The organism is Phaeovibrio sulfidiphilus, assembly GCF_014861485.1.
Classification (GTDB): Bacteria; Pseudomonadota; Alphaproteobacteria; order Rhodospirillales; family Rhodospirillaceae; genus Phaeovibrio; species Phaeovibrio sulfidiphilus.
This window is the reverse complement of record NZ_JACZHT010000002.1, coordinates 99,083-119,101: the sequence shown is the minus strand read 5'-3', so window position 1 is coordinate 119,101 and position 20,019 is coordinate 99,083. Positions and strand designations below refer to the sequence as shown.

The window sequence follows — 20,019 nt, the reverse complement described above, 5'->3', positions numbered from 1 at the left end:
GGTGTCAGCGCCGACAGTGTGCAGCGCCGTCGGCCGGAAAGCCAGCCCCGTGACAACCAAAAGGGGCGCAAAACACGCAAAAAATGCCGAAAGCGGCGCCTGTCAGGCCCACAGCGGCCGGGTCCGCAGGCCACCGGCCCCGCCCGTCACCCCGGCAGACCGGAAACGGGTTCGGCTCATGTCAGGCCGCCCGCGCTTTCCGGGGCCATCTCCACGGTCCCGTCGGGGAAGACCGCGCGGTTCTTGCCCGAGCGTTTCGCCGTATACATGGACGCATCCGCCCGCGCAATCAACTCCTCGGGTGTATTTCCGTCGGTCGGGTGGTGGGCGACTCCGATGGAGGCCCGGCAGACGGCCTGGCCGTCCCGCAGAACCCAGGGCTTCTGGAAGTACTCCAGGACCTTGCGGGCGATGGCCCGCACCCGGACGGAATCCGTCTCCGTATAAATGAGGACAAACTCGTCGCCGCCGTGGCGATAAAGGCGCCCCCGGAAATCCGGATCGCTCTGGAGCGTGTCGGCCATGAGGCGCAGAAGCTCGTCTCCGGCAAAGTGCCCCAGGGTGTCGTTGACCGCCTTGAAGCCGTCCAGATCGAAAAAGAACACGTAGACCCCGTGCCCGCCGTCCCTCGCCTCCTCCAGGCACCGGGCCAGGTCCGTGTTCAGCCGGGCCCGGTTCGGAAGCCCGGTTCCCTCGTCGAGGTAGGCCATCCGGTAGATGATCTCCTCGTTGCGCTTGTTCTCCGTGATGTCCACCGAGCTGACCACATGCACGAACCGCCCGTCCACCCAGCGGAACACCGCGCAGATCTTGCGAAACCAGGCGCCATCCTCCGGGCGCTGGATGTCCGAGAGAAGGGGCTCGGGCGAGGGATCGTCCCCGCCCTGCGGCACGGGCATGCGGGGCTTGGGACAGTGCGCACACCGCCCCTCGGACCCGCGGTGGAAGACCTCCCAGCAGGTACTCCCCAGAACCCGCGTGAGCCCGCCCACCGGATCGGCCAGGTGGGGCGTGGCGTAGAGAACCTCGTCGGTGTGATAGTCGGTCACGTAGATGTCGAACCCGATGTTGTCCATGATCCCCGTGAGGAAGGTCCGCGAGGCCTCGAGGTTGCGGTTTGAAATCCGGATTTTCACATAGTTGATCAGCAGGTTCAGAAGAACCCGCGCCGTATGGACGTCACTGTCGTTCTCGAAGACCTCGATGCGCCGGTCCACCATTCCCACCACGGCGATCAGGTTCCCGTCCGTGCCGTGAACCGGCATCAGCAGCACGGTGTTGGCCTTGAAGAACCGGGAAAACGGGGTGTGGGGGCGCTCGGTTCCCTGCCAGAAGCGGGAGAAGAACATGGGCCGCCGGGACAGCTCGTCGATTTCCTCGGCCGAGAAGATGTCCTCGAGGGCGAAGCGCGGGTGAACCGGGTGGCCCCGGTAGGTCTCGTAGTACTCCATCAGCTCGAGCACGCTGGAGCCCTTGACCTCATAGACAAAGCCGCAGCCCACCCCGAAGGTGGTGCAGATGTCCCTCAGGATCTCGTTGACGATCTTCCGGGTGTCCAGCTCGCCGCTCAGTTGCTCGACGATGCGAACAAAAAGAGCCTCGAAGTTCCGGGGACCGCGCCGCGGAAAGCTGGCACGGCTCTCCTCCAGGAAACTCCGTGGACAGGTAATATCAACAGGTTTGCGTGCCATCTGTCCGGTTCAGCCTCTTGCGGTCAAAGGTTTTTTGGGGCTGTTCCGAGCGTAGCGGAACCCCCGGCCAGGGTAAATAGCGAAAGGCGAATGTAATTCACCCTCAGGGTTGAAACGGGGTGCGTTCCTGGAGCCGGGAGTACGTGTCGATACTGGACACAATGGCGCTGGCCAGCCGGGCCCGGTGCGCCTTGTCTTGCAAAAGCGCCTCGTCACGCGCGTTGGACAGGAAGCCCATTTCCACCAGAACCGAGGGCATGTCCGGCGCCTTGAGAACCGCAAACCCGGCGGACCGGTGGGGCTTGTTCAGAAGCGGAACACTGGAGGGCAGCTGCCGGATCAGGGTGCTTGCAAACAGGGCCGAGTGGTTCATGGTCGCCCGGCGGGCCAGGTCGATCAGGATCGACGCCACATCCGGACTTTGCCCCGAAAGATCGGCGCCCAGCAGGATGTCGGCCTTGTTCTCGCGCTCGGCCAGGGCTCCGGCCTCCGCGTCCGAGGCGGTTTCCGAAAGGGTGTAGACCGAGAACCCGCGCACCGACGGATCCGTCAGCGCGTCGGCGTGGAGCGAGATGAACAGGTCACCCCCCGCCTTGCGCCCCACCTCGATACGGTCGCGCAGCTTGATGGACGTGTCCGCCCCGCGGGTCAGGGTCACGCGGTAGCGGCCGGTCTGCTCGAGCGCCGCCTTCAGATCCCGGGCCATGGACAGGGTGAGGGTCTTTTCCTGGGTGCCGGAAATGCCCAGGGCCCCGGGATCGCGGCCGCCGTGACCCGGATCCAGGACGATCATGGGCCGGTAGAGGGGATCGCGGCCCGGCGTCGGCTTGGGTATGGGCACCGGAACCCGGCGCCCGTTGGCAAGGCGGACAAACACCGGCTTGCCCGGAGTGCCCCGGACGGACGCCGCACCGGCACCGGCGGCACCCGCCCCGGAACCGCCCCCGGACACCGCGCCAGCCGCACCCGCCCCTGCCGCGCTCTGCGCAGCCGCGGGAGCGTCCGATCCGGCCCCGGGGCTTGCGGTGCCCAGACGGGTCGAGGGCTCGGGCGTGACTGTGTTGGGGATGACCGGCTCGGGCACCAGCCCCGCATTGCGCGAGAAGGCGGCCTTTTCCACCGGCACCAGGTCAAGGACAAGACGCCAGCCGAACCCGTCCCCGGGCTCCACCAGAAAATCCTTGTCCGGCAGCGCGGGGCGCGCCAGGTCCAGGACCAGGCGCAGGGCGTTGGGCTCGGTGCGTCCGGCCCGGATGCCCGAGATCACCCCCAGCCGGGGAAGGGGTCCGGCGGCCTCGAACGTGGCGCCGGGAATGTCGAGAACAAGGCGCGCCGGGTTTTCCAGCACGAAGGTCCGCCAGGTGACCGGGCCCGAAATCTCCAGGACGAAACGGGTGGACGTCCCGTGGTCGCCCAAACGCACACGGGTGGCCCTCACGCTCCCGGCCGCAAGGCCCAGGGAGGACACAAAAAAGCCCGCGCCCAGCGCCGCACCTCCCGCAAGAAGGGCACGCCGGGAAATCCGGTTTTTTGGGGCATCGCTCATGGAAAAAGGATCTCGGAGGCTGGGACGTTCGGGCACCTTCCAAACAGGAAAGCAGTTTAGGGGAGCCGGAGTCGATCAGGCAAGCCCGTAATGCAACCGCACCCCGGAGCGGGCCCCGGGACCGCTGCCGGCTGCCACAAAAAAACCTCCGGAGCGGGGCCCCGGAGGCGTGGTGCATGTCCAGGTGGCAGGCCGGCTCAGGCGGCCTTTCCGCCCTTGTCCTCGGTCTTGGCCTTGTCCCCGGCGTCGGCCGGTGCGGCCGGCTCCGACGGCTTGGGCAGAGTGGTTCCGGACGCGGGGGCCTCGCCGGGCAGCGTGTCCCAGATCAGGGTGCCCAGGCTGCCACAGGCGGGGCAGATCGGCTCCCAGGTGTTGTGGACCGCGTCGCAGCGGCGGCAGAACCAGCCCTCGGTCGGTTTGGCCGCGATGCCCAGCATCAGCCACTGGTTGGCCAGAGCCATATCCCGGTTCTCGCCCTCCTCCAGCAGCGCCACAAGGCGGCACAGGGACGGGGACGGCTCGGCCTTTTCCCGGACCAGCGGGTCCAGGGTGTGACGGGCCTGGCCCCAGAGCTTGGCGCCCAGGCAGGCCTCGGCCAGCGCCAGACGGCTTTCCGGGTGGGTGGGATTGCCCTCGATCAGGCCCTCGACGCGCTGAAGGCGGCGAATGGGATCCAGACCGGACTCAATGGACAGGTAGATCTTCAGGATTTCCGGGTGGGGATGACGCTTCCATCCGGCGGTCAGCAGCGGCACAGCCTTGCGGGGCTTGCCGTCCGCCACCAGAGCCCGCGCCGCAATCAGCGTGGCCTCGGTCAGACCCGGGTCCAGGGACAGGGCCTGCTGGGCCAGGCGGATCGCCTCCGCCCGGTTTCCGGCGCGCACACTGTCACGGGCCGACGCGCACAGAAGGGCCGCGCGCACCGGGCGGTTCGGGTCGTCCGCCTTCAGCGACCGGCCGCCGCGCCCCAGAACCCCGAGCGCCTCGTCCCACTTGTGACGGCGGCACAGGATCTGGAACAGGGGCCCGGTTGCCCAGGAGGCATTGATCCCCGAGTTCACCGCCTCGCGGGCGAGAACCAGGGCCTCGTCCTCGTTGCCCTCGGCCTGGGCGATCTCCAGGAGACCGCGCTTGCCCAGGGGACGGAAGCGGGCGTTCTCGGACAGCTCGCGGAAGCGGTCCCGCGCCGCGGTGAAGTCACCCCGGGCGAACGCAAGATCCGCCGCAAGCAGCTTCACCCCGATGGACTCGGGAAAGACCTTCTCCGAGTCCCGCAGCATGGAGGACGCATAGGGAATCGCGCCGCCACGGACCGCCGCCAGTCCCTCGCCGAGGGAGGCGCCAGCCCGCTTGAGCCGGCGCTCCGTCTGCGACTGCCCGAAGCGCCCCGGAAGCCGCCCCACACCGCCGACAAAGCGGATGACGAGCCAGAAAATGAGCGAAAAGCCCAGAAACAGGACAATCGCCACCGACGTGTGCATCTCGATATGCATCGAGTACCAGTCGATCACGGTCAGGCCGTCGTTCGAGGCAAGGGCGACCGCGAAAACGACCAGAAGCGTCGTCAGCAGAAGGAACAGCAGAATACGGGTCATGGACGCGCTCCTCTCTGTGAGGCGGGCGATTCAGGACGCCGCTGGGGCGCCACCGGGCGGGCCGAGGGCGTGGCGGCCTGGGGCTCGACCAGAACCTCGATGGAGCGGAGTTCCGGAGCCTCCGGGCGAAGGGCCCGGGAGGCCGCAACCTCGGCCATACCGTAGGTCATGAGACGGTTCAGGGCCGCCTCAACGTTGGTGCGGGCCAGCGCGTCCTCGATCCAGGGGGCGGCCACCTCAAGGGGCTCACCTTCCAGACCCTGCATCACGTCCACGGCGCCCGCGAGGTCGCCCATGTTCATGAGCTGCTCGGCCCGGGCCAGGATGGCCAGGGGCTCGGACTGACCCGGAGCATCCGGATCCGTGGAGCGCACCACAACCACGCTCTTCATGGAGGCCAGGGTCCGGTCCAGCCAGCCCTCGCCCTCGTTGAGCGTGACCTTGCGGGTGACCGCGTTGGCGGTGCGGGCAAAGGCCTCGCGCAGGGCGAAACGGGACTTCACCCCGCCTTCGGCATAGGGACGCAGACGCTCCAGGGTGTCGACGATGGCGTCGTCGGACTGGGCGATGATCTCCACCACGCGGGCCTGCTCGGCAAAGGGCTCGCCCCGGTCGATCTGGTCACGCATCTGGGTGATGGAGCCCAGGATCATCAGGGACGTGACCCGGCGGGTCTGGGTCTGGCGGGCCAGATCCTCGACCTCGGTCACACGGCGGGACAGGGAGGCCATGTTCTCCGTCGAGACCGTGGCAGACGCCAGAAGGTCCACCCGGGCCGTCAGATTGTCGATCCGGGTGTTGACGAGAGCCGCCATCTGGTCCGTCAGGGGCGCCGAGGGATCAATGATGATCTGGGCTTCCTGGGCCTTGCGCTCCACGTCGGCGATCTTGCCCTGAAGCTCCAGGTTCACCGCCGCCAGATCCCGAAGATCCTTCTGAAGCAGGGTGATGACCTGGCGCTGGCGCCGGACCTCGTCGCGGGTGGCATCCTGGTCGAGGGCGCCAAGCCCCATGCTGTCGAGGGTCGGCAGGGTCAGAACCGGCTGCCAGAACGTGTAGACCGACGGCGTGACGGCCGCGAGCACCACAAGGGAGACCAGCGGAAACAGGCAGCCCAGGCGACGGCGCTTCTTCGGAGCCGCAGCCGGGGCGGCCGCGCGGCGGGCGGGCTGGCCCGAGGCGGACGGAGGCGGCGGAGGCGGCGGAGGCGGAGCCTTGGGCGGCGGAGCGCTGCCCCCGGCGGCCTTGGCCTGACCGGCGCCGGACGCCGGTGCGCCCACAGAGGGGACACTTCCGGTGGAGGCCTGCGCCCCGGAGGCCGGAGTGCTCGGGCCCGTTCCCGGCCAGGGCGGCGTGGGCATGGAGCCCGTGGTGCCCTCCCACACGGGGCGATCCGAGAGGGAGCCCCGGGCGCTGGAAGACCCGTCCGAACCGGACGGAGCCCCGGACACGCCCGCAGCCGCCGAGGCCGAAGACGCGACAGCCGCAGCGGACGACGCGGCCGCAGCCGACGCCGAAATGGCCTCGCCGGTTCCCGCAGGGGACACAGGCGACGCCGACGGCTCGGACGCCGACAGGGCTGAGGCCGGGATGCCGCTGGCCAGGTCCGCATCGAAAATCTCGAGAAGGGAATCCTGGGTGGGCTCGGCGGAGACCCGCACCGCCCGGAATGCAATATCCCCGAGAGCACGGGCCACAGCCGGGCTCAGGGCGTAGACCACGACCTTCTGCATGGCCGCCGCCATGTCCGAGCTGCGAACAAGCCGCGCGAACACTTCCGCCGTACGGGGTGAAAAGAGGAAAACAAGATCGATGGTGCCCGCGTGGAACTCGTCGATGGTTCCCTTCAGGAACGACGTGGCCCCCAGGGCTTCATAAAGCGGGTGACGGATAATGGTGTATCCCCCGGGTGCAAGGGCACCGGGAAGATCGCCCGCGACCTTCTCGCCGCTGGCGTGGAGCAGCGGTCCGTCCTGCGGATCCGCCTCCTTGCGAATGAGCGCCGCCAGCGAGTTCACGTCGCCGTTTGCGCTTTTGACATCCTTGAACCCCATCTCGAGGGCCAGGTTCGCCGTGGTGTCGCCAACCGTATAGACAGGCTTCGAGCGCTCCTTGTTGATGCTGGAGAAAGCCCGAACTCCGTTGAGGCTGGTAAAAATGAGTGCCTGCGCCTTCTTCACGTCCTCGGCCAGCGGGTCGCTTTGCCAGGGGAAGCGGCTGGAGGGACGGTGAAAACGGATGGAGAGCAGAGGGTCAAGAACGATCTCGACTCCTCGCTGTCTCAACGGGGCGGCGACGCGCTCGGCGTCGTCGCGGGGACGGGTTATGAGCGCACGCATAGTCTCGCCGAACTCCTTGGTGAGCGTGTTCCCGACTCAACGCGTCCGGGGTTCCAGCATCCGGACGGGAAAGCCGGGACCCCGACGGTTCACGAAATGCACTTTCCAGCCCTCCGGGTCGCGCCGGGATAACCCCGGCGAAACCGGAAGGGCGGGGATCAGATCAGGACGCAGGGTCCGTAAAGAAATCCGGACCGGCCTTTGCAAGCAGCTCGGCTCCGGCATCCTTGCCCATGGCCACGCCATCGGAAACGCTGCCCTCGCGGGAGGTCTTGTAGAGAACCTTCCCATCCGGACGGATAATGACGCCATGGAAGATAACACGCGCGTCGTCATTCCCGAAACGCTCAATCTGGGCGAGACCGCCGATCGGCGTGCGGCAGTTGCCGTCAAGCTGGGCAAGGAACGCCCGCTCCACGGACACGGCCGCGAAGGTCTGGCCGCAGTTCAGGGCCTCGAGCCAGGTGTGGGCCTGCTCGTTTCCGGCGCTGACCGTGATGCCGATGGCACCCTGGGCAACCGCCGGGACCATCTCGTCGACCTCGAGAAGCGAGGTGGCAACGTGAGCCATGTCCAGGCGGTTCAGCCCGGCCTTGGCCAGAAGCGTTGCGTCGGCCTCACCCTCGGCCAGCTTGCGCAGGCGGGTCTGGACGTTGCCGCGGAACGGAACAATCTTCAGGTCCGGGCGCAGGGCCAGGATCTGTGCTCCGCGCCGCAGGGACGCCGTGCCGACCACGGAGCCCTCGGGTATTTCCGCCAGCGACTTGACGTCACGGCCAATAAAGGCGTCGCGAACGTCCTCGCGCGGCAGCATGCACGGAAGGGTGATGCCGTCGGGAAGGTACGTGGGCACGTCCTTCATGGAGTGGACCGCAATGTCGATCTTGCCGTCGAGCATGGCATCGTCGATCTCGCGGGTGAAAAGGCCCTTGCCGCCCAGTTCCGCCAGCGGGAGATCCAAAATCGCGTCACCGGTGGTCTTGATGACCTCGATAGCGATGGCTCCGGGCTCGGCCAGTTCAGGGTGGGCTTCCATAAGGAGGTCACGGACCTGGTGGGTTTGTGCGAGCGCCAGGGGGCTACCCCGGGTGCCGATTGTGATTTTTGGTGTGTGTGTCATGGCTCTTCTGAGTATTGTGGCCCTGATGTTGTATAGGCAGGCATAGGGCTTGAAAAGAGACAAATGCGATACGAAGTCCGCTTTTGCGCCTGCAAACGCGAAAAGGACCGAGGACAGTGAGCGAATACCGCGTTCTGGGAATAGAAACAAGCTGTGACGAGACCGCAGCGGCAATTGTGACCTCAAAAGCCGCCGATGGGGCCCGATTCGCCCCAGGAAAACTGCGGATTCTGTCCCAGGCCCTCGTCTCCCAGATTGAGGACCACTCCCCATACGGTGGAGTCGTCCCCGAAATAGCCGCGAGAGCCCATTTGGACATCCTCGATTCTCTCGTGCGCCGGGCACTCGACGACGCGGGGCTGACCCTTGAGGGAATCGACGCCTTCGCCGCAACCGCAGGCCCGGGCCTGATCGGGGGTGTTCTGGTGGGTGTCATGACCGCGAAGGCGCTCGCCCTGGTCACCGGGAAGCCGTTCCTGGGCGTCAACCACCTGGAGGCCCATGCCCTCTCGGTCCGGCTGGTGGAGCCGGTGACCTTCCCCTACCTGCTGCTGCTGGTGTCCGGGGGGCACAGCCAGTTCCTGGCGGTGGAGGGCGTGGGGACGTGCCGCCGCCTGGGCACCACCATCGACGACGCCCCCGGCGAGGCCTTCGACAAGGTGGCCAAGATGCTGGGGCTCGGGCATCCGGGCGGTCCCCGGGTGGAGCGCCGGGCCCGGGACGGAGACCCGCAGCGCTTCCCCCTGCCCCGCCCCATGGTGGGCCGTCCGGGCTGTGACCTGTCCTTCTCCGGGCTGAAAACCGCCGTGCGCCAGACCGTCGAGAAGCTGGGGCGCCCGACCGAGGCGGACATCAACGACCTGTGTGCCTCGTTCCAGGAGGCGGTGGCGGGCTGTCTGGCCTCGCGGACCCGGGCCGCCATCCGCCTGTTTTCCGAACGCCACGGCACCGGGCGGCCTCTGGTGATTGCCGGGGGCGTCGCGGCCAACACCCGCATCCGGGAGGCTCTGGACGCGGTGGCCCGGGACTGCGCCATGACCTTCCACGCGCCCCCCGTGTCCCTGTGCACCGACAACGCCGCCATGGTGGCCTGCGCGGGGCTGGAGCGCCTGGCCCTGGGGCTGACGGACCCGCTGGACTTCAAGGCCCGCCCCCGCTGGCCCCTGGACCCGGACGCACCGCCCTCCATCGGCGCCGGGCGGGCGAGAGCCTAGCCTCCCGCGCCCGGACGCAGCGAGGCGCGAGCCCGGGGCGGCAGCACACATCGGGGGCACAGGAGCGGGCCCCGGAGCGGTGCCCCAAGCCCGAAGACAGGGGAGACCCGAGCCCGGGGGCGGCTGAACTGGCCCCGGCACCCCGATCCCGCCACCCTGGCCCGGTTTGCACCCTGTCACGGTTTGCACCCTGGCCCGGTTTGCACCCTGACACCGTCCACACACGGTCGGCGCACCCCTTCTGCGCACCCCGTCGGGGGCTCCCAAAGCGCCAAAACGCACGAGCCCCGGCGTGTGCCGGGGCCCGCGTCTGTGTCTGTTTCCAGGATGCGGTGCCCGCCGCCTAGGGGCGGACGGTGTCCACGATCTCGCGGATATCGTCCTCGGTGAAGGCGATGTCCGTCTGGTCACCCGTATCCTTCAGGATCTTCTGCGCCAGCATGCGGGTCACCGGGTGGATGACGCTGAAGTGATCCGCCCCGTGGATCCGGAAGGCCTGGAAGGGGATGCTTTCCTGCTCCGCCAGCTCGTTCAGATCCTCGAACGTGCGCACCCAGTCCTGGGCCCCCTCGAAATGGAACGTCGGGGACTTGACGGAGCGCAGGAAATACCCGGGCGAGCGCAGGAGAAACTCGGTGTCGTCCGCGTCGTCAAAGGGGGCGCGGGCCGCAAAGCCCCCCGCACGGACGTGCTGTTTCAGATCCGCGATCCCCCCGATGGAGAACGCCGCGCGGAAACCGTCCACATACTCGTTGCCCAGGAGAGCCCGGGTGCCGCCGGTGCTGTGTCCCGCCAGATAGATCCGGTCCGGGTCCACCCAGTCGCGCCCGGCCAGCCAGGCGCGGGCGGCCTCGAGGTCATCCAGGTCGCCGTAGAACATCTCGTAGTGGCCGGGATTGGCGTTCTCGCCGCGGAAGGAGGGGACCATCATCACAAGGCCCGCCTCGCGGAACGCGCGCGCGCTCTGGTCATTGGCCGGAGGCTGCTCGGTCCAGAACCAGTCCCCGATGCCGCCGTAGCCCCCGGACAGCCAGATCACCGCCGGGTGCCTTGCGCCGTCCCCGGGATCCGGTGTGACGAGGGCCTCCATGTCACCGGCCGGCCCCGGATAGGTCACCCGGTCGAACACCCCCTCGGGGGGCGTGGGAACCGGTCCCAGAGGCTCGAAGCTGTCGCGCAGGATCCGTGTCTCGAACGACTCCCGTGCGGTTCGCAGGTCGTTGTCCGCCAGCTCCAGCCGGGAGGGCAGGAACATCAGGACGCCCACCAGACCCGCCAGACCCACCAGAACCAGCAACCGTTGAACAGGCGCGTATTTCATAGGTCCTCCCCAAAGAAAACAGGTTACCGAAGGCCGGTCCGCATCCCGAACAGCAGGCGCGGACACCGGAGCGCGGGCTCACGGCCCAAAGACCGGGAGCAACAAGTCCGATGGGAAAGGGGAAGGATCGGGGGCCGGCGAACATCGCAGACCCGCTGCCCCGAACGGACACCGGACCTGCCTGATTATGACGTGTTTTGAGGCGAAACTGCAAGCCCGGGTCAGGGCGGAACCGCACCGCCGGCGCCCTGCCACAGGGCCGGTTTCCGAAGGGCTGGAGGCCACCCGGAATCGCCCGGCCTCGCGCCTTGCGGCCCCTCCCGGAGCAGTGTGGGCTTTCGGGGCCCGGCGCAACCACCGGGGCATGCATGATCTCGGCGCCATACGCGCCCCTGTGCGACCCCGGGCCCTGTGCAGCCACCCGGGCCCTGTGCGCGGGGCAATCCCCCCCGAACCGCACAGGCGCTGGCACCCCGCACCCGCGCAACCTCGGGGCCGGCTGCGGTCCTGGGGCCGTACGCGCCCCTCTGTGCTCCCCGGAGCCTCGGCGCCCCCCGGACCGGGCAGGCCCCGCAGACCGCGCCGGATCAGGCGAACGAGATGCCTGCCGCCCGGAACTTGTCCACGATCTCCATGCGCAGGTCGCTCTGGATGCCAGAGGCATTGGACACGTTCGAGGTATGGGCAAACAGGGCAAACGACAGGGAACCCGCCTGCTGGCCGTTCACACCGGTCATCACGCTGTCCAGGGTCACGCTGGGGGCTGGCAGGGTCAAGACCAGGTCGTGCTCCCGGGCCGCGTCCAGGAGGATGTCGCGCACCTTGGCCACATCGCTGTCGGCGCCCACCACCACGTCGACCCGCACACGGCCCAGCCGGTTGCGGTGGGTCAGGTTGGTGAACGGCGACGAGATCAGGCTCGAGTTCGGGATGATGATGGCGGCCTTGGCGGCGGTCTCCAGCTCGGTGGCGCGGAAGCTGATGCGCCGCACGGTTCCCGCGTCACTTCCGATAATCACGGAGTCCCCCACCTTGATGGGGCGCTCCACCAGCAAGATCAGGCCCGAGACGAAGTTGTTGATGATGTTCTGGAGGCCGAAACCGATACCGACCGACAGGGCACCGGCGATCAGGGCCACGTTCGTGAGGTCGATGCCCATGGCCGAGACACCCACGACCGCCGAGATCACCGCCCCCAGATAGCCCACACCGGTAATCAGGGAGCTTCGGGCGCCGTGGTCCATGTTGGTCTGCACCAGAACCTTGCGCCCGAGCGTGCTCTGGATGCCCCGGGTCAGGGCCATCAGCACCACAAAGACCCCGACGCCAATCACGATGCTGAGAAGCGAGATCGTGACGGTTCCCACCTTGACCCCGGTCAGGAGCGTGATGAACGCGTCTTGCACATCCTCCGAGGGCACGCCCCACACGGGAGCCGAGAAAAACACGAACAGTCCGAAAATCAGGAACGACACCAGCGCGTTGGACCAGAAACGAAGCTGGTACCAGACCCGGTCGCCCCAGTTGAACCGGGAGCGCAGCCAGCTGGAGCGGAAGGACACCTCCACCAGCTCGTTGAACAGGGAGCGCAGGACCAGACCGATCCCCGCAATGCCGAAGGTCGTGAGAAGGCCGTTGATCAGGTACTCACCCAGGCGGCCATAGCCGAAGACCGGGGCACACGCCCCCACCAGGGTCGCCAGGATCACCAGGGCGCGAACGAGAAACACAAGGGTCGCGCCACCGCGTGAGGGCGCGTCATCCGTTGCGGCCGCGTGGGCGGCCTCGACCGAGCTGGAGCTCTGGCCCACATCCTCGGCCGGGCCGAAGGTCCAGAGATCCCGGACGCTGAGCCGCAGGAGAATGGCTCCCTCCAGGAACTTGAACGCGGACAGGCAGAACCAGTACGCCCCGTCCTCGAAACTGGGAACCATGGAGGCGTTGAGCCGCAGGAACACCATTTCAAGCGACAGGACAATCACCAGGGCCTGCACCAGCCAGGACAGGGTGCGCGCCTGGCGGTCGTTCTGGGGCAGCAGGCGCCAGGCCGACTGGTCCGGCGCCAGGGCTGCCCGGGTAAAGCCCCGGGCCACCAGGATCAGCAGGGCGCTGTAGAGCACCACCTTGGTGAAGTCACCCAGAAGGGCCTGCCCGGAAAACGTCACCGAGGCCCAGTAGACCATCGAGCCCAGAACAAGCGCCGGAAGCAGGCCGTTGGCGGTTCCCTCGGCCAGGGTGGCGATCACCCTTCGGGTGTAGCTGGGATCGGTGATGGAGGACCGGCGGCCGAATTTCTTCAGGATCCACCAGCGCAAGACCACCCCGGTGACAACGCCCAGGCTGATCCACAGGCCGATCACAAAGATCCGGTCGCTGGTGCGCTCCAGATCCTCCTGGATCGAGGCCAGCCACTCGGCCGGGGCTCCGGCAAGGCTGGTGGCCGTCCGCACAAACTCCTTGTAGAGGGACCCCACGGAGGCCGGAAGCCACGGGTAGTCGGTGCGCTCGAACAGGTTGGAGACCAGAGCCGTGCGCCGCTGGTTGGAAATCCGGTTGATCAGGGTGCTGGCCCGGGTCTCCACCGCCTCCACGTTGCGCTGGCGGGTTTTCCAGGTGTCCAGATCCTTGGCGTAGGCCGCCTTCTGGGGATCCTCGGTGGCCGACGCCTCGCCCCCCGTTTCCGGCGGGCTGAGGGAGTTCAGGACGGTCTCGGCCTCCACAACCCGCTGGTCCAGCTCCTGGGACAGAAGCTTTCGGGCCGCGTCCCGGATGCTCCGGAGCTGGGCCGTGATCTCGTCCAGGGCCTCGCCCGTGAGGCCGCCGCGCTCAAGGCGCGCGTCCTTGTCATCCAGAACCTTGGTCCAGGCCTCCAGGCTTTCGTCCACACGCTGGGACAGGGGCGCCGTCGGCAGGGTTCCCACCGCCGTGGCGGGAACAACCGCCTGGGTCGGCGCCGGTTCCGCGCGGGTCGCCGCATTCCGGGAGGCGGCCCCGTTCCCATTTCCGGACGGGGCGGCCGCGCCGTCCCACGACAGGCCCGCCGTAGCCGTGACGAGCACAAGGCCAAACAGAAGGACGCACAGCGCGCTCAGCCGGATCCGGTGGATCATGAGCTTTCACTCCGGGTTCCCCGGCCATACCGGGCAAAGAGACCGGCGATATGGGCAAGGCGCCCGTCGGCGGGCAGGCTCTCCACATCGGCGGACAGACGGCGGCACCAGTTGGGGTGTCCCTCCACGGTGCCGGGCAGGTTGGCCTGCTCGACCTCCTCGAGGACGTCCTCCATCTGGACGGTCACCACAAGGGAGGGCGTGCGGGCCAGCCAGTCACACACCGCCGGCACCAGGTTCGAGGGCGGCGTGTAGCCGTTGGTCTCCTCCAGTTCCAGCCCGCCCCGGGCCAGGGTATCGCGGATCAGGGGGCGGTCGTGGAAGCGGCTGTTGCTCTCGCCCTCGCGGGCCCCGTCACTGGGGAACAGGTTGAGCTCGTGCTTCCAGGCCAGATCGCGCCCGGCCCAGAAGCCCCGAAGCGTGGGCAGGTCGTGGGAGTTGGGGGACACGGCCGCAAGGCGCGGGTACTCGTCGGGCCACTTCAGCGACCCGTCCGAGTGATAGTGCCGCTCGAAATAGAACAGGCGGGTGGACAGCACGCCGGCGGCCTGCATCCGATCCTGGAAGCCGTCGGGGATGGTGCCCAGATCCTCGCCGATGACCATGCAGCGGGCCCGGTGGCTTTCCAGGGCCAGGATGCCCAGCATGTCCTCGAAGGGCATCAGGACATAGAGGCCATCCTTGCAGGCGAAGCCCCGCACGATGCAAAACGTGCGCATCAGGCCCAGGACGTGGTCGATCCGCAAGACGGCGGCGTGGCGCATGTTGGCCCGGATCAGGCGGCGGAACACCTCGAAGCCGTTCTCCTGCAGGTGACGCGGGTGGAACGGGGGGAAGCCCCAGTTCTGGCCGAGAGCATTCATGGGATCGGGGGGCGCTCCCACGCACAGGTCGCGCACAAGCTGCCCGCCCATCATCCAGGCATCCGCCCCCGAGGGGTCCGAGCCCACCGCCAGATCCCGATAAAGCCCCAGGCGCTGGCCCGAGCTCCGGGCCGCCAGGGCACAGAGACCCAACTGGCGGTCCGCCTCGAACTGGCACCAGAGATGAAAGTCCACCCGGCTGCGATTGACCTCGGCAAAGACCGACACGGCCGCAGAGGTGGGATCCTTGTACGCATCCGGCCAGCACTGCCAGGAACAGCCGCCTTTCTCGAAATGCTCGCTCAAGGCCTGGAAGCGGGCGAAGTCCTCCAGCAGGGGGCCGCCCTCGGCCACAAAGCGCTCGAACTCCTGGAACCGGGGGGTCTTCCGGGGGCGCTCCTCGGCGTTGAAGGTCCGGAACGCGGCCTTCAGGGCGCGGAGCTTCAGGGGGCCAACCTCGCCGTAGAGAATGGTTTCCGAGAACTCCAGCGCGCCCAGCTTCTCGCGCAGCAGGTCGATCTCCCCGGTGCGCGCCGTCTCGGGCACGTCGTCAATGGAGATGTAGAGCGGGTTCAGGAACAGGCGGGAGTTGGGCGAATAGGGGCTGGCGTGAAGAGGCCGGGTCAGGAACAGGGCGTTCAGCGGGTTGAGACCCACAATGTCGCCCCCCGCCTGCCCCACGTCCCGGGCCAGAATGGCAAGGGCGCCGAAATCGCCCATGCCCCAGTCCTTTTTCGAGCGCAGGCCGTGGACCTGGCAGGTCACGCCCCAGAACCGGGCCGAGCCGTCCTCCGTGCCCTCGGGCAGCCAGCAGCGCTCGGGCACCAGGATCAGGGGAACCTCGGCCGCCGGGGCGTCGCCCCCCTCGATCCGGAGCCGGTGATAGCCCAAGGGCAGGTCCGCAACCGGGATCTCCAGGCGTTTGTGGAGCTCGGGATCACGGCCCTCCCCCTCCAGAGGGGGCAGGTCTTCAGGGGCAAAGATACCGTGTGCGCCCTCGCGCGCCTCCTCGCCCGGTGTGGCCTCCAGGACAATCTGCCAGCGCCCCGGACCCCGGCCCGCCGGCCAGGACAGGGGAACACCGAGCGGCCCGCGGTCCGGGCGGTGAACAAGGCAGAAGCACAGGAACGGACCGCCCGCAGCGCCCTCCGGAATGGGCTCGCACGGCGCGTACCCGAGGGCCTCGAGGGCCCGGGTGAGCGTCTCGTCCGACACGAGGGTATAATGCCCGAACGCATCGAAAAAGTGATCCACGAGGCCCGCCCTCAACGCCTGGGCGCGCAGAAGCTCGGACGGACATTCCGGAGACGGACCGGACCCGGAACGCGCCTGTTTTTCGTCAACCATTACGGATTACCCCATGGATTGCTGTCATCGCCCTTCCCCGCAAGGGGGCCGGGATCACGGCGGAAAATCAGAAGGGAGCGGGCTTCCATCCGGTAGACCTTGCCATCCGGCGGCGCCACCGTCCGCTCCACCCCGGGCCGGGCCGTGTCCAGGACAAGGGACCAGCCGTCGCCCGTATCAAGACCCGGCATGACCACCGACACCGGCCGGGCATCGGCGTTCATGCAGATCAGGAAGCTTGAGTCCGTCTGGGGACGCCCGGTACGCGACAGGAAGTACTGCCCCGCCTCGCCCCGGAACAGGGCCCCCAGATAGCGGTCCTCCGGGTCGCCCCAGTCCTCGGGCCTCAGGCGCTCGCGTCCGTTCGCGTCGAGCCAGGTGAGATCCTTGATGTTCTCGGTCCCCGGAAGGGGCGAGCCGTGGAAGAAGCGGTCCCGGTGGAAGACAGGGTGACGGCGGCGGAAATGGATCAGCCAGCGCGTCATGTGCAGAAGATCGCGCCCGGTCTTGTCGATGGAGCCCCAGTTCAGCCAGGAAATCTCGTTGTCCTGGCAGTAGGGGTTGTTGTTGCCGCCCTGGCTGCGGCCGAACTCGTCCCCCGCAAGGATCATGGGAACCCCCTGGGACAGCAGCAGCGTGGCCATGAAGTTGCGCATCTGGCGCAGCCGCAGATCCCGGATCTCGGGGCTCACGGTCGGCCCCTCCTCGCCGTGGTTCCAGGAGTTGTTGTTGTCGGTGCCGTCGCGGTTGTTCTCGCCGTTGGCAAGGTTGTTCTTGCGGTTGTAGGAGACCAGGTCCGCCAGGGTGAAACCATCGTGGGCCGTGACAAAGTTCAGGGACGCCCAGGGGCAGCGGCCGCGCTGGTCGAACATGTCCGACGATCCCGCAAGGCGGGTCGCAAGGTTGGCAACCTGTCCCCGGTCGCCCTTCCAGAACCGGCGCACCGTGTCGCGGTACTGGTCGTTCCACTCGGAGAAGGTCGGCGGGAACTGGCTCAGGCGGTAGCCGCCCAGCCCCACGTCCCAGGGCTCGGCGATCATCTTGCGCCGGCACAAGATCGGGTCCTGGCACGCGGCCTGGAGAAGGGCGGACTGGGAATCGAACCCGTTGCGGTCCCGGGCAAGGGATACGGCCAGATCAAAGCGGAACCCGTCGATCTGGATTTCCTGGGCCCAGTAGCGCAGGGAGTCCATCACCATTTCCAGAACGCGCGGGTGGCGCAGGTTCAGGGTGTTTCCGCAGCCGGTGGAATCGTCGTAGTACCGTTTGTTGCCGGGCACCAGGCGGTAGTAGTTGGCGTTGTCGATGCCCTTGAAGCTGAGGGTGGGGCCCAGGTGGTTCCCCTCGGCGGTGTGGTTGTAGACCACATCCAAAAGCACCTCGATCCCCGCATCGTGAAGGGTCTGGACGAAGGTCTTGACCTCGCCGAGCTTCCCGCTGGAGAGGTAGCGCGGATGGGGGGCGAAGAAGCCCAGGGAGTTGTAGCCCCAGTAGTTCGACAGGCCCCGCTTCATCAGGTGGCGGTCGTTGATGAAGGCGTGGATGGGCAGCAGCTCGATGGCCGTGATCCCCAGCGCCTTCAGGTACTCGATCACCGAATGGGTGGTCATGCCCGCGAAGGTTCCGCGCAGGGGCAAAGGCACCTCGGGATGGCGGATGGTGAACCCCTTCAGGTGGAGCTCGTAGATGATGGTCTCGTTCCAGGAAATCCGCGGCGGAACGTGGTTTTCCCAGTTGAAGGACGTGTCGACCACCACCGCCTTGTACATGTAGGGGGCGTTGTCGCGGGTGTCGAAGCTCAGATCCCCGCCGTCGCCGTCCATGCGGTAGCCGAAATGGGCGTCCGACCATTCCAGGCGGCCGCTCCAGAGTTTGGCATACGGATCAAGAAGAAGCTTGTGGTGGTTGAACCGGTGACCCCGGTCCGGCGCGTAGGGGCCGTACACCCGATAGCCGTAGCGCTGCCCCGGGCGGGCGTCGGGCAGATAGCAGTGCCAGACCTGGTGGGTGTACTCCGGCATGGTGATCCGGGCGATTTCCACGGCACCGTCGGAATCGAACAGACAGAGCTCCACCTTCTCGGCGTGCTCGGAAAACAGGGCGAAGTTGACTCCCCGACCATCCCACGTCGCCCCGAGAGGGTAGGAGCGACCCGGCCAGACCCGGTGTTTCACAGTAGCCATTGATGGTCCGCTCTAGAAAAAACCATGAAAAAACGACATCCAGCCCCCTTGGATACCCGCCAGTGTACCGTTTTCCCGGCGACCTGAACAGTGTATTCGCCCCCCTTGAAAAAAGGGTAACCCGTCACGGAGGCTGGCAAATCGGGGCGGTTTCTCAGTCGGGGTCGAACACCAGGCGCCCCCTCTTCTGGAGGGTGCGGGCCAGTTGGCCCAGCCGCTTGGAGAAGAGCTCGGGAAGGTAGGCCGGCTCGTTTCCGGGCAGGCGCAAAAGAAGCTCGTCGCCCTGAAGGTCGAGGGACGCCCGGCGGAGAAGCCCCACCGCCCCGGCACTGATGGTGAAGCCCAGGCGCAGGGCCTGGCCCACCGCCCGGGCGCGGGCAACGCCCCGCTCCCCCACCACAGCGTGGGCCCGCGTGACCCAGTCGTCTCCAGCCTCGTTGGTGTAGCGGTAGTGCAGCATCAGGGCCAGCAAGGCCCGGTCCAGGTGGCTCAGGCCCATGAAGGGCAGCTTGATGACCCGCTGGAAGGCCTGTTCGGCCCGGTAGTCCGGATGCTCGGACCAGAAGACGTCACCCAGAAGGCAGGCGGCCAGACGCAGGCGGCGCTCCGGCGGGGTCTCGTCCCCGAACAGGGGGGTCATCCACTCCATGAGCTCGTGCCCCTGGGCCGGGAAGCGCGACGCGGTGCGCGCGAGGGACTCGCACGAGGCCAGAAGCGGGTCCAGCCCCCGGATCGAGGGGGAGAGATGGGAGAAAAAGCGCCCCTCCCGCAGGCCATAGACGGAAAACACCAGGCGCGGCGAGCCGGCCCGCTCCAGAAGCGCGCGCAGGGCCACGGCGGCGAAGGGCATGGCGGGCAGGCGCTTGTCGGAAATGCCGGGGACCGTGCGCATCTCCTCCGGGGTCATGGCCACAATCCGGTCCAGCAGGGCGAGGGCCTCGTCCCGGTCCAGGGAGAAGTTGTCCAGAACGTGGAGGGGATAGCTCTTCAGGTGGATGCAGATCCGGGCCAGGCTCCGCCAGGCGCCCCCGACCGCGTAGAGAGGGCGCCCCGCCGTCTCCCTCAGCCAGGACAGGCGGTCAAAGGAGTCCTCCAGGATGCCCTGGGCCCGGGCCAGGTCGCCCCCGGCGGCCTCGGTCAGGCGCAGAAGCCCCAGAGGCAGCGACGTGTAGGGCATCTGGCAGTCTCCGTCGCCCACCATGATGAGCTCCACGGAGCCGCCCCCCAGGTCCGCCACCATGCCCTCGGCGTCCGGCAGGGCGCACAGCACCCCGAGCGCCGCCATGCGGGCCTCCTGCTCGCCGGTGAGGATGGTCGCCCGCAGCCCGGTCAGGGCCTCGATCTCCGCCACGAAGGCCTCGCCGTCGCTGGCGTCACGCACGGCGGCGGTGGCCACCAGGTCCAGGTCCGTGATCCCCATGGCCCGGGCAATCGAGGCATACCGGGCAAGGGCCCGCAGCGCCAGGTTCTTGCCGGTCTCGTTCAGGCGCCCCGTCTCCTGGAGCCCGCGGCCCAGGGCGCAGGTCAGCTTCTCGTTCCAGATGGCCAGGGGATTGCGCACAAGACGCCTGTAAATCACCAGGCGGACCGTATTTGAACCGATGTCCACGACACCGAAGGGACTGCTGGAGTAATGGAACGAAGACCCGGAGGCCCCCGCCTGCACCTCGACATCGTTGGAACTCATGCA

General features: G+C 67.8%; 11 protein-coding genes. 1 reads left to right on the top strand and 10 read right to left on the bottom strand.

The genetic code is table 11. The features are described from left to right. Positions 1–176: 176 nt before the first annotated feature. The 5 genes from IHV25_RS03535 to hemC form a co-directional block, all read right to left on the bottom strand. Positions 177–1,691, bottom strand: a complete 1,515-nt coding sequence (locus IHV25_RS03535; protein WP_192533735.1) for a GGDEF domain-containing protein — start codon at positions 1,689–1,691, stop codon at positions 177–179. A 103-nt stretch (positions 1,692–1,794) separates the two neighbouring features. Then, positions 1,795–3,237 carry an N-acetylmuramoyl-L-alanine amidase gene (locus IHV25_RS03530; protein WP_192533734.1) on the bottom strand — a complete coding sequence of 481 codons (1,443 nt, stop codon included), beginning with the start codon at positions 3,235–3,237 and terminating at the stop codon, positions 1,795–1,797. A 197-nt stretch (positions 3,238–3,434) separates the two neighbouring features. Next, the gene (locus IHV25_RS03525; protein WP_192533733.1) at positions 3,435–4,832 is read right to left on the bottom strand and encodes a heme biosynthesis protein HemY; all 1,398 of its coding nucleotides are present in this window, start codon (positions 4,830–4,832) and stop codon (positions 3,435–3,437) included. Continuing rightward, complete coding sequence (locus tag IHV25_RS03520) at positions 4,829–7,171, bottom strand: uroporphyrinogen-III synthase (protein ID WP_192533732.1); 2,343 nt, start codon at positions 7,169–7,171, stop codon at positions 4,829–4,831. Before IHV25_RS03520 ends, IHV25_RS03525 begins: the two co-directional genes overlap by 4 nt. Positions 7,172–7,334: 163 nt before the next feature. Next, positions 7,335–8,291 carry a hydroxymethylbilane synthase gene (gene hemC, locus IHV25_RS03515; protein ID WP_192533730.1) on the bottom strand — a complete coding sequence of 319 codons (957 nt, stop codon included), beginning with the start codon at positions 8,289–8,291 and terminating at the stop codon, positions 7,335–7,337. A 116-nt stretch (positions 8,292–8,407) separates the two neighbouring features. Here hemC and tsaD point away from each other — a divergent pair, with 116 nt between their 5' ends. Further along, positions 8,408–9,505, top strand: a complete 1,098-nt coding sequence (gene tsaD / locus IHV25_RS03510; protein ID WP_192533728.1) for a tRNA (adenosine(37)-N6)-threonylcarbamoyltransferase complex transferase subunit TsaD — start codon at positions 8,408–8,410, stop codon at positions 9,503–9,505. 343 nt (positions 9,506–9,848) lie between these two features. Here tsaD and IHV25_RS03505 read toward each other — a convergent pair whose 3' ends face one another. From IHV25_RS03505 to IHV25_RS03485, 5 genes are all read right to left on the bottom strand, one after another. Then, positions 9,849–10,826, bottom strand: a complete 978-nt coding sequence (locus tag IHV25_RS03505) for an alpha/beta hydrolase family protein (protein WP_192533727.1) — start codon at positions 10,824–10,826, stop codon at positions 9,849–9,851. Between the two features lie 587 nt (positions 10,827–11,413). Continuing rightward, the gene (locus IHV25_RS03500; RefSeq protein ID WP_192533725.1) at positions 11,414–13,936 is read right to left on the bottom strand and encodes a mechanosensitive ion channel domain-containing protein; all 2,523 of its coding nucleotides are present in this window, start codon (positions 13,934–13,936) and stop codon (positions 11,414–11,416) included. Continuing rightward, on the bottom strand, positions 13,933–16,146 hold the full coding sequence (gene malQ / locus IHV25_RS03495; RefSeq protein ID WP_192533723.1) for a 4-alpha-glucanotransferase: 2,214 nt from the start codon (positions 16,144–16,146) through the stop codon (positions 13,933–13,935). The genes IHV25_RS03500 and malQ overlap by 4 nt, the downstream gene beginning before the upstream one ends. Continuing rightward, positions 16,146–18,329 (bottom strand): glycogen debranching protein GlgX, encoded by a 2,184-nt coding sequence (gene glgX, locus IHV25_RS03490; protein WP_192533721.1) that lies wholly within the window; start codon positions 18,327–18,329, stop codon positions 16,146–16,148. Before glgX ends, malQ begins: the two co-directional genes overlap by 1 nt. Positions 18,330–18,483: 154 nt before the next feature. Beyond that, positions 18,484–20,016 carry a Ppx/GppA family phosphatase gene (locus tag IHV25_RS03485; RefSeq protein WP_192533719.1) on the bottom strand — a complete coding sequence of 511 codons (1,533 nt, stop codon included), beginning with the start codon at positions 20,014–20,016 and terminating at the stop codon, positions 18,484–18,486. Positions 20,017–20,019: the final 3 nt, after the last annotated feature.

Coding starts and splice junctions, on each gene's coding strand:
- IHV25_RS03535 (WP_192533735.1), bottom strand. CDS start 1,691: ATGGCACGCAAACCTGTTGATATTACCTGTCCACGGAGTTTCCTGGAG.
- IHV25_RS03530 (WP_192533734.1), bottom strand. CDS start 3,237: ATGAGCGATGCCCCAAAAAACCGGATTTCCCGGCGTGCCCTTCTTGCG.
- IHV25_RS03525 (WP_192533733.1), bottom strand. CDS start 4,832: ATGACCCGTATTCTGCTGTTCCTTCTGCTGACGACGCTTCTGGTCGTT.
- IHV25_RS03520 (WP_192533732.1), bottom strand. CDS start 7,171: ATGCGTGCGCTCATAACCCGTCCCCGCGACGACGCCGAGCGCGTCGCC.
- hemC (WP_192533730.1), bottom strand. CDS start 8,291: ATGACACACACACCAAAAATCACAATCGGCACCCGGGGTAGCCCCCTG.
- IHV25_RS03505 (WP_192533727.1), bottom strand. CDS start 10,826: ATGAAATACGCGCCTGTTCAACGGTTGCTGGTTCTGGTGGGTCTGGCG.
- IHV25_RS03500 (WP_192533725.1), bottom strand. CDS start 13,936: ATGATCCACCGGATCCGGCTGAGCGCGCTGTGCGTCCTTCTGTTTGGC.
- malQ (WP_192533723.1), bottom strand. CDS start 16,146: ATGGTTGACGAAAAACAGGCGCGTTCCGGGTCCGGTCCGTCTCCGGAA.
- glgX (WP_192533721.1), bottom strand. CDS start 18,329: ATGGCTACTGTGAAACACCGGGTCTGGCCGGGTCGCTCCTACCCTCTC.
- IHV25_RS03485 (WP_192533719.1), bottom strand. CDS start 20,016: ATGAGTTCCAACGATGTCGAGGTGCAGGCGGGGGCCTCCGGGTCTTCG.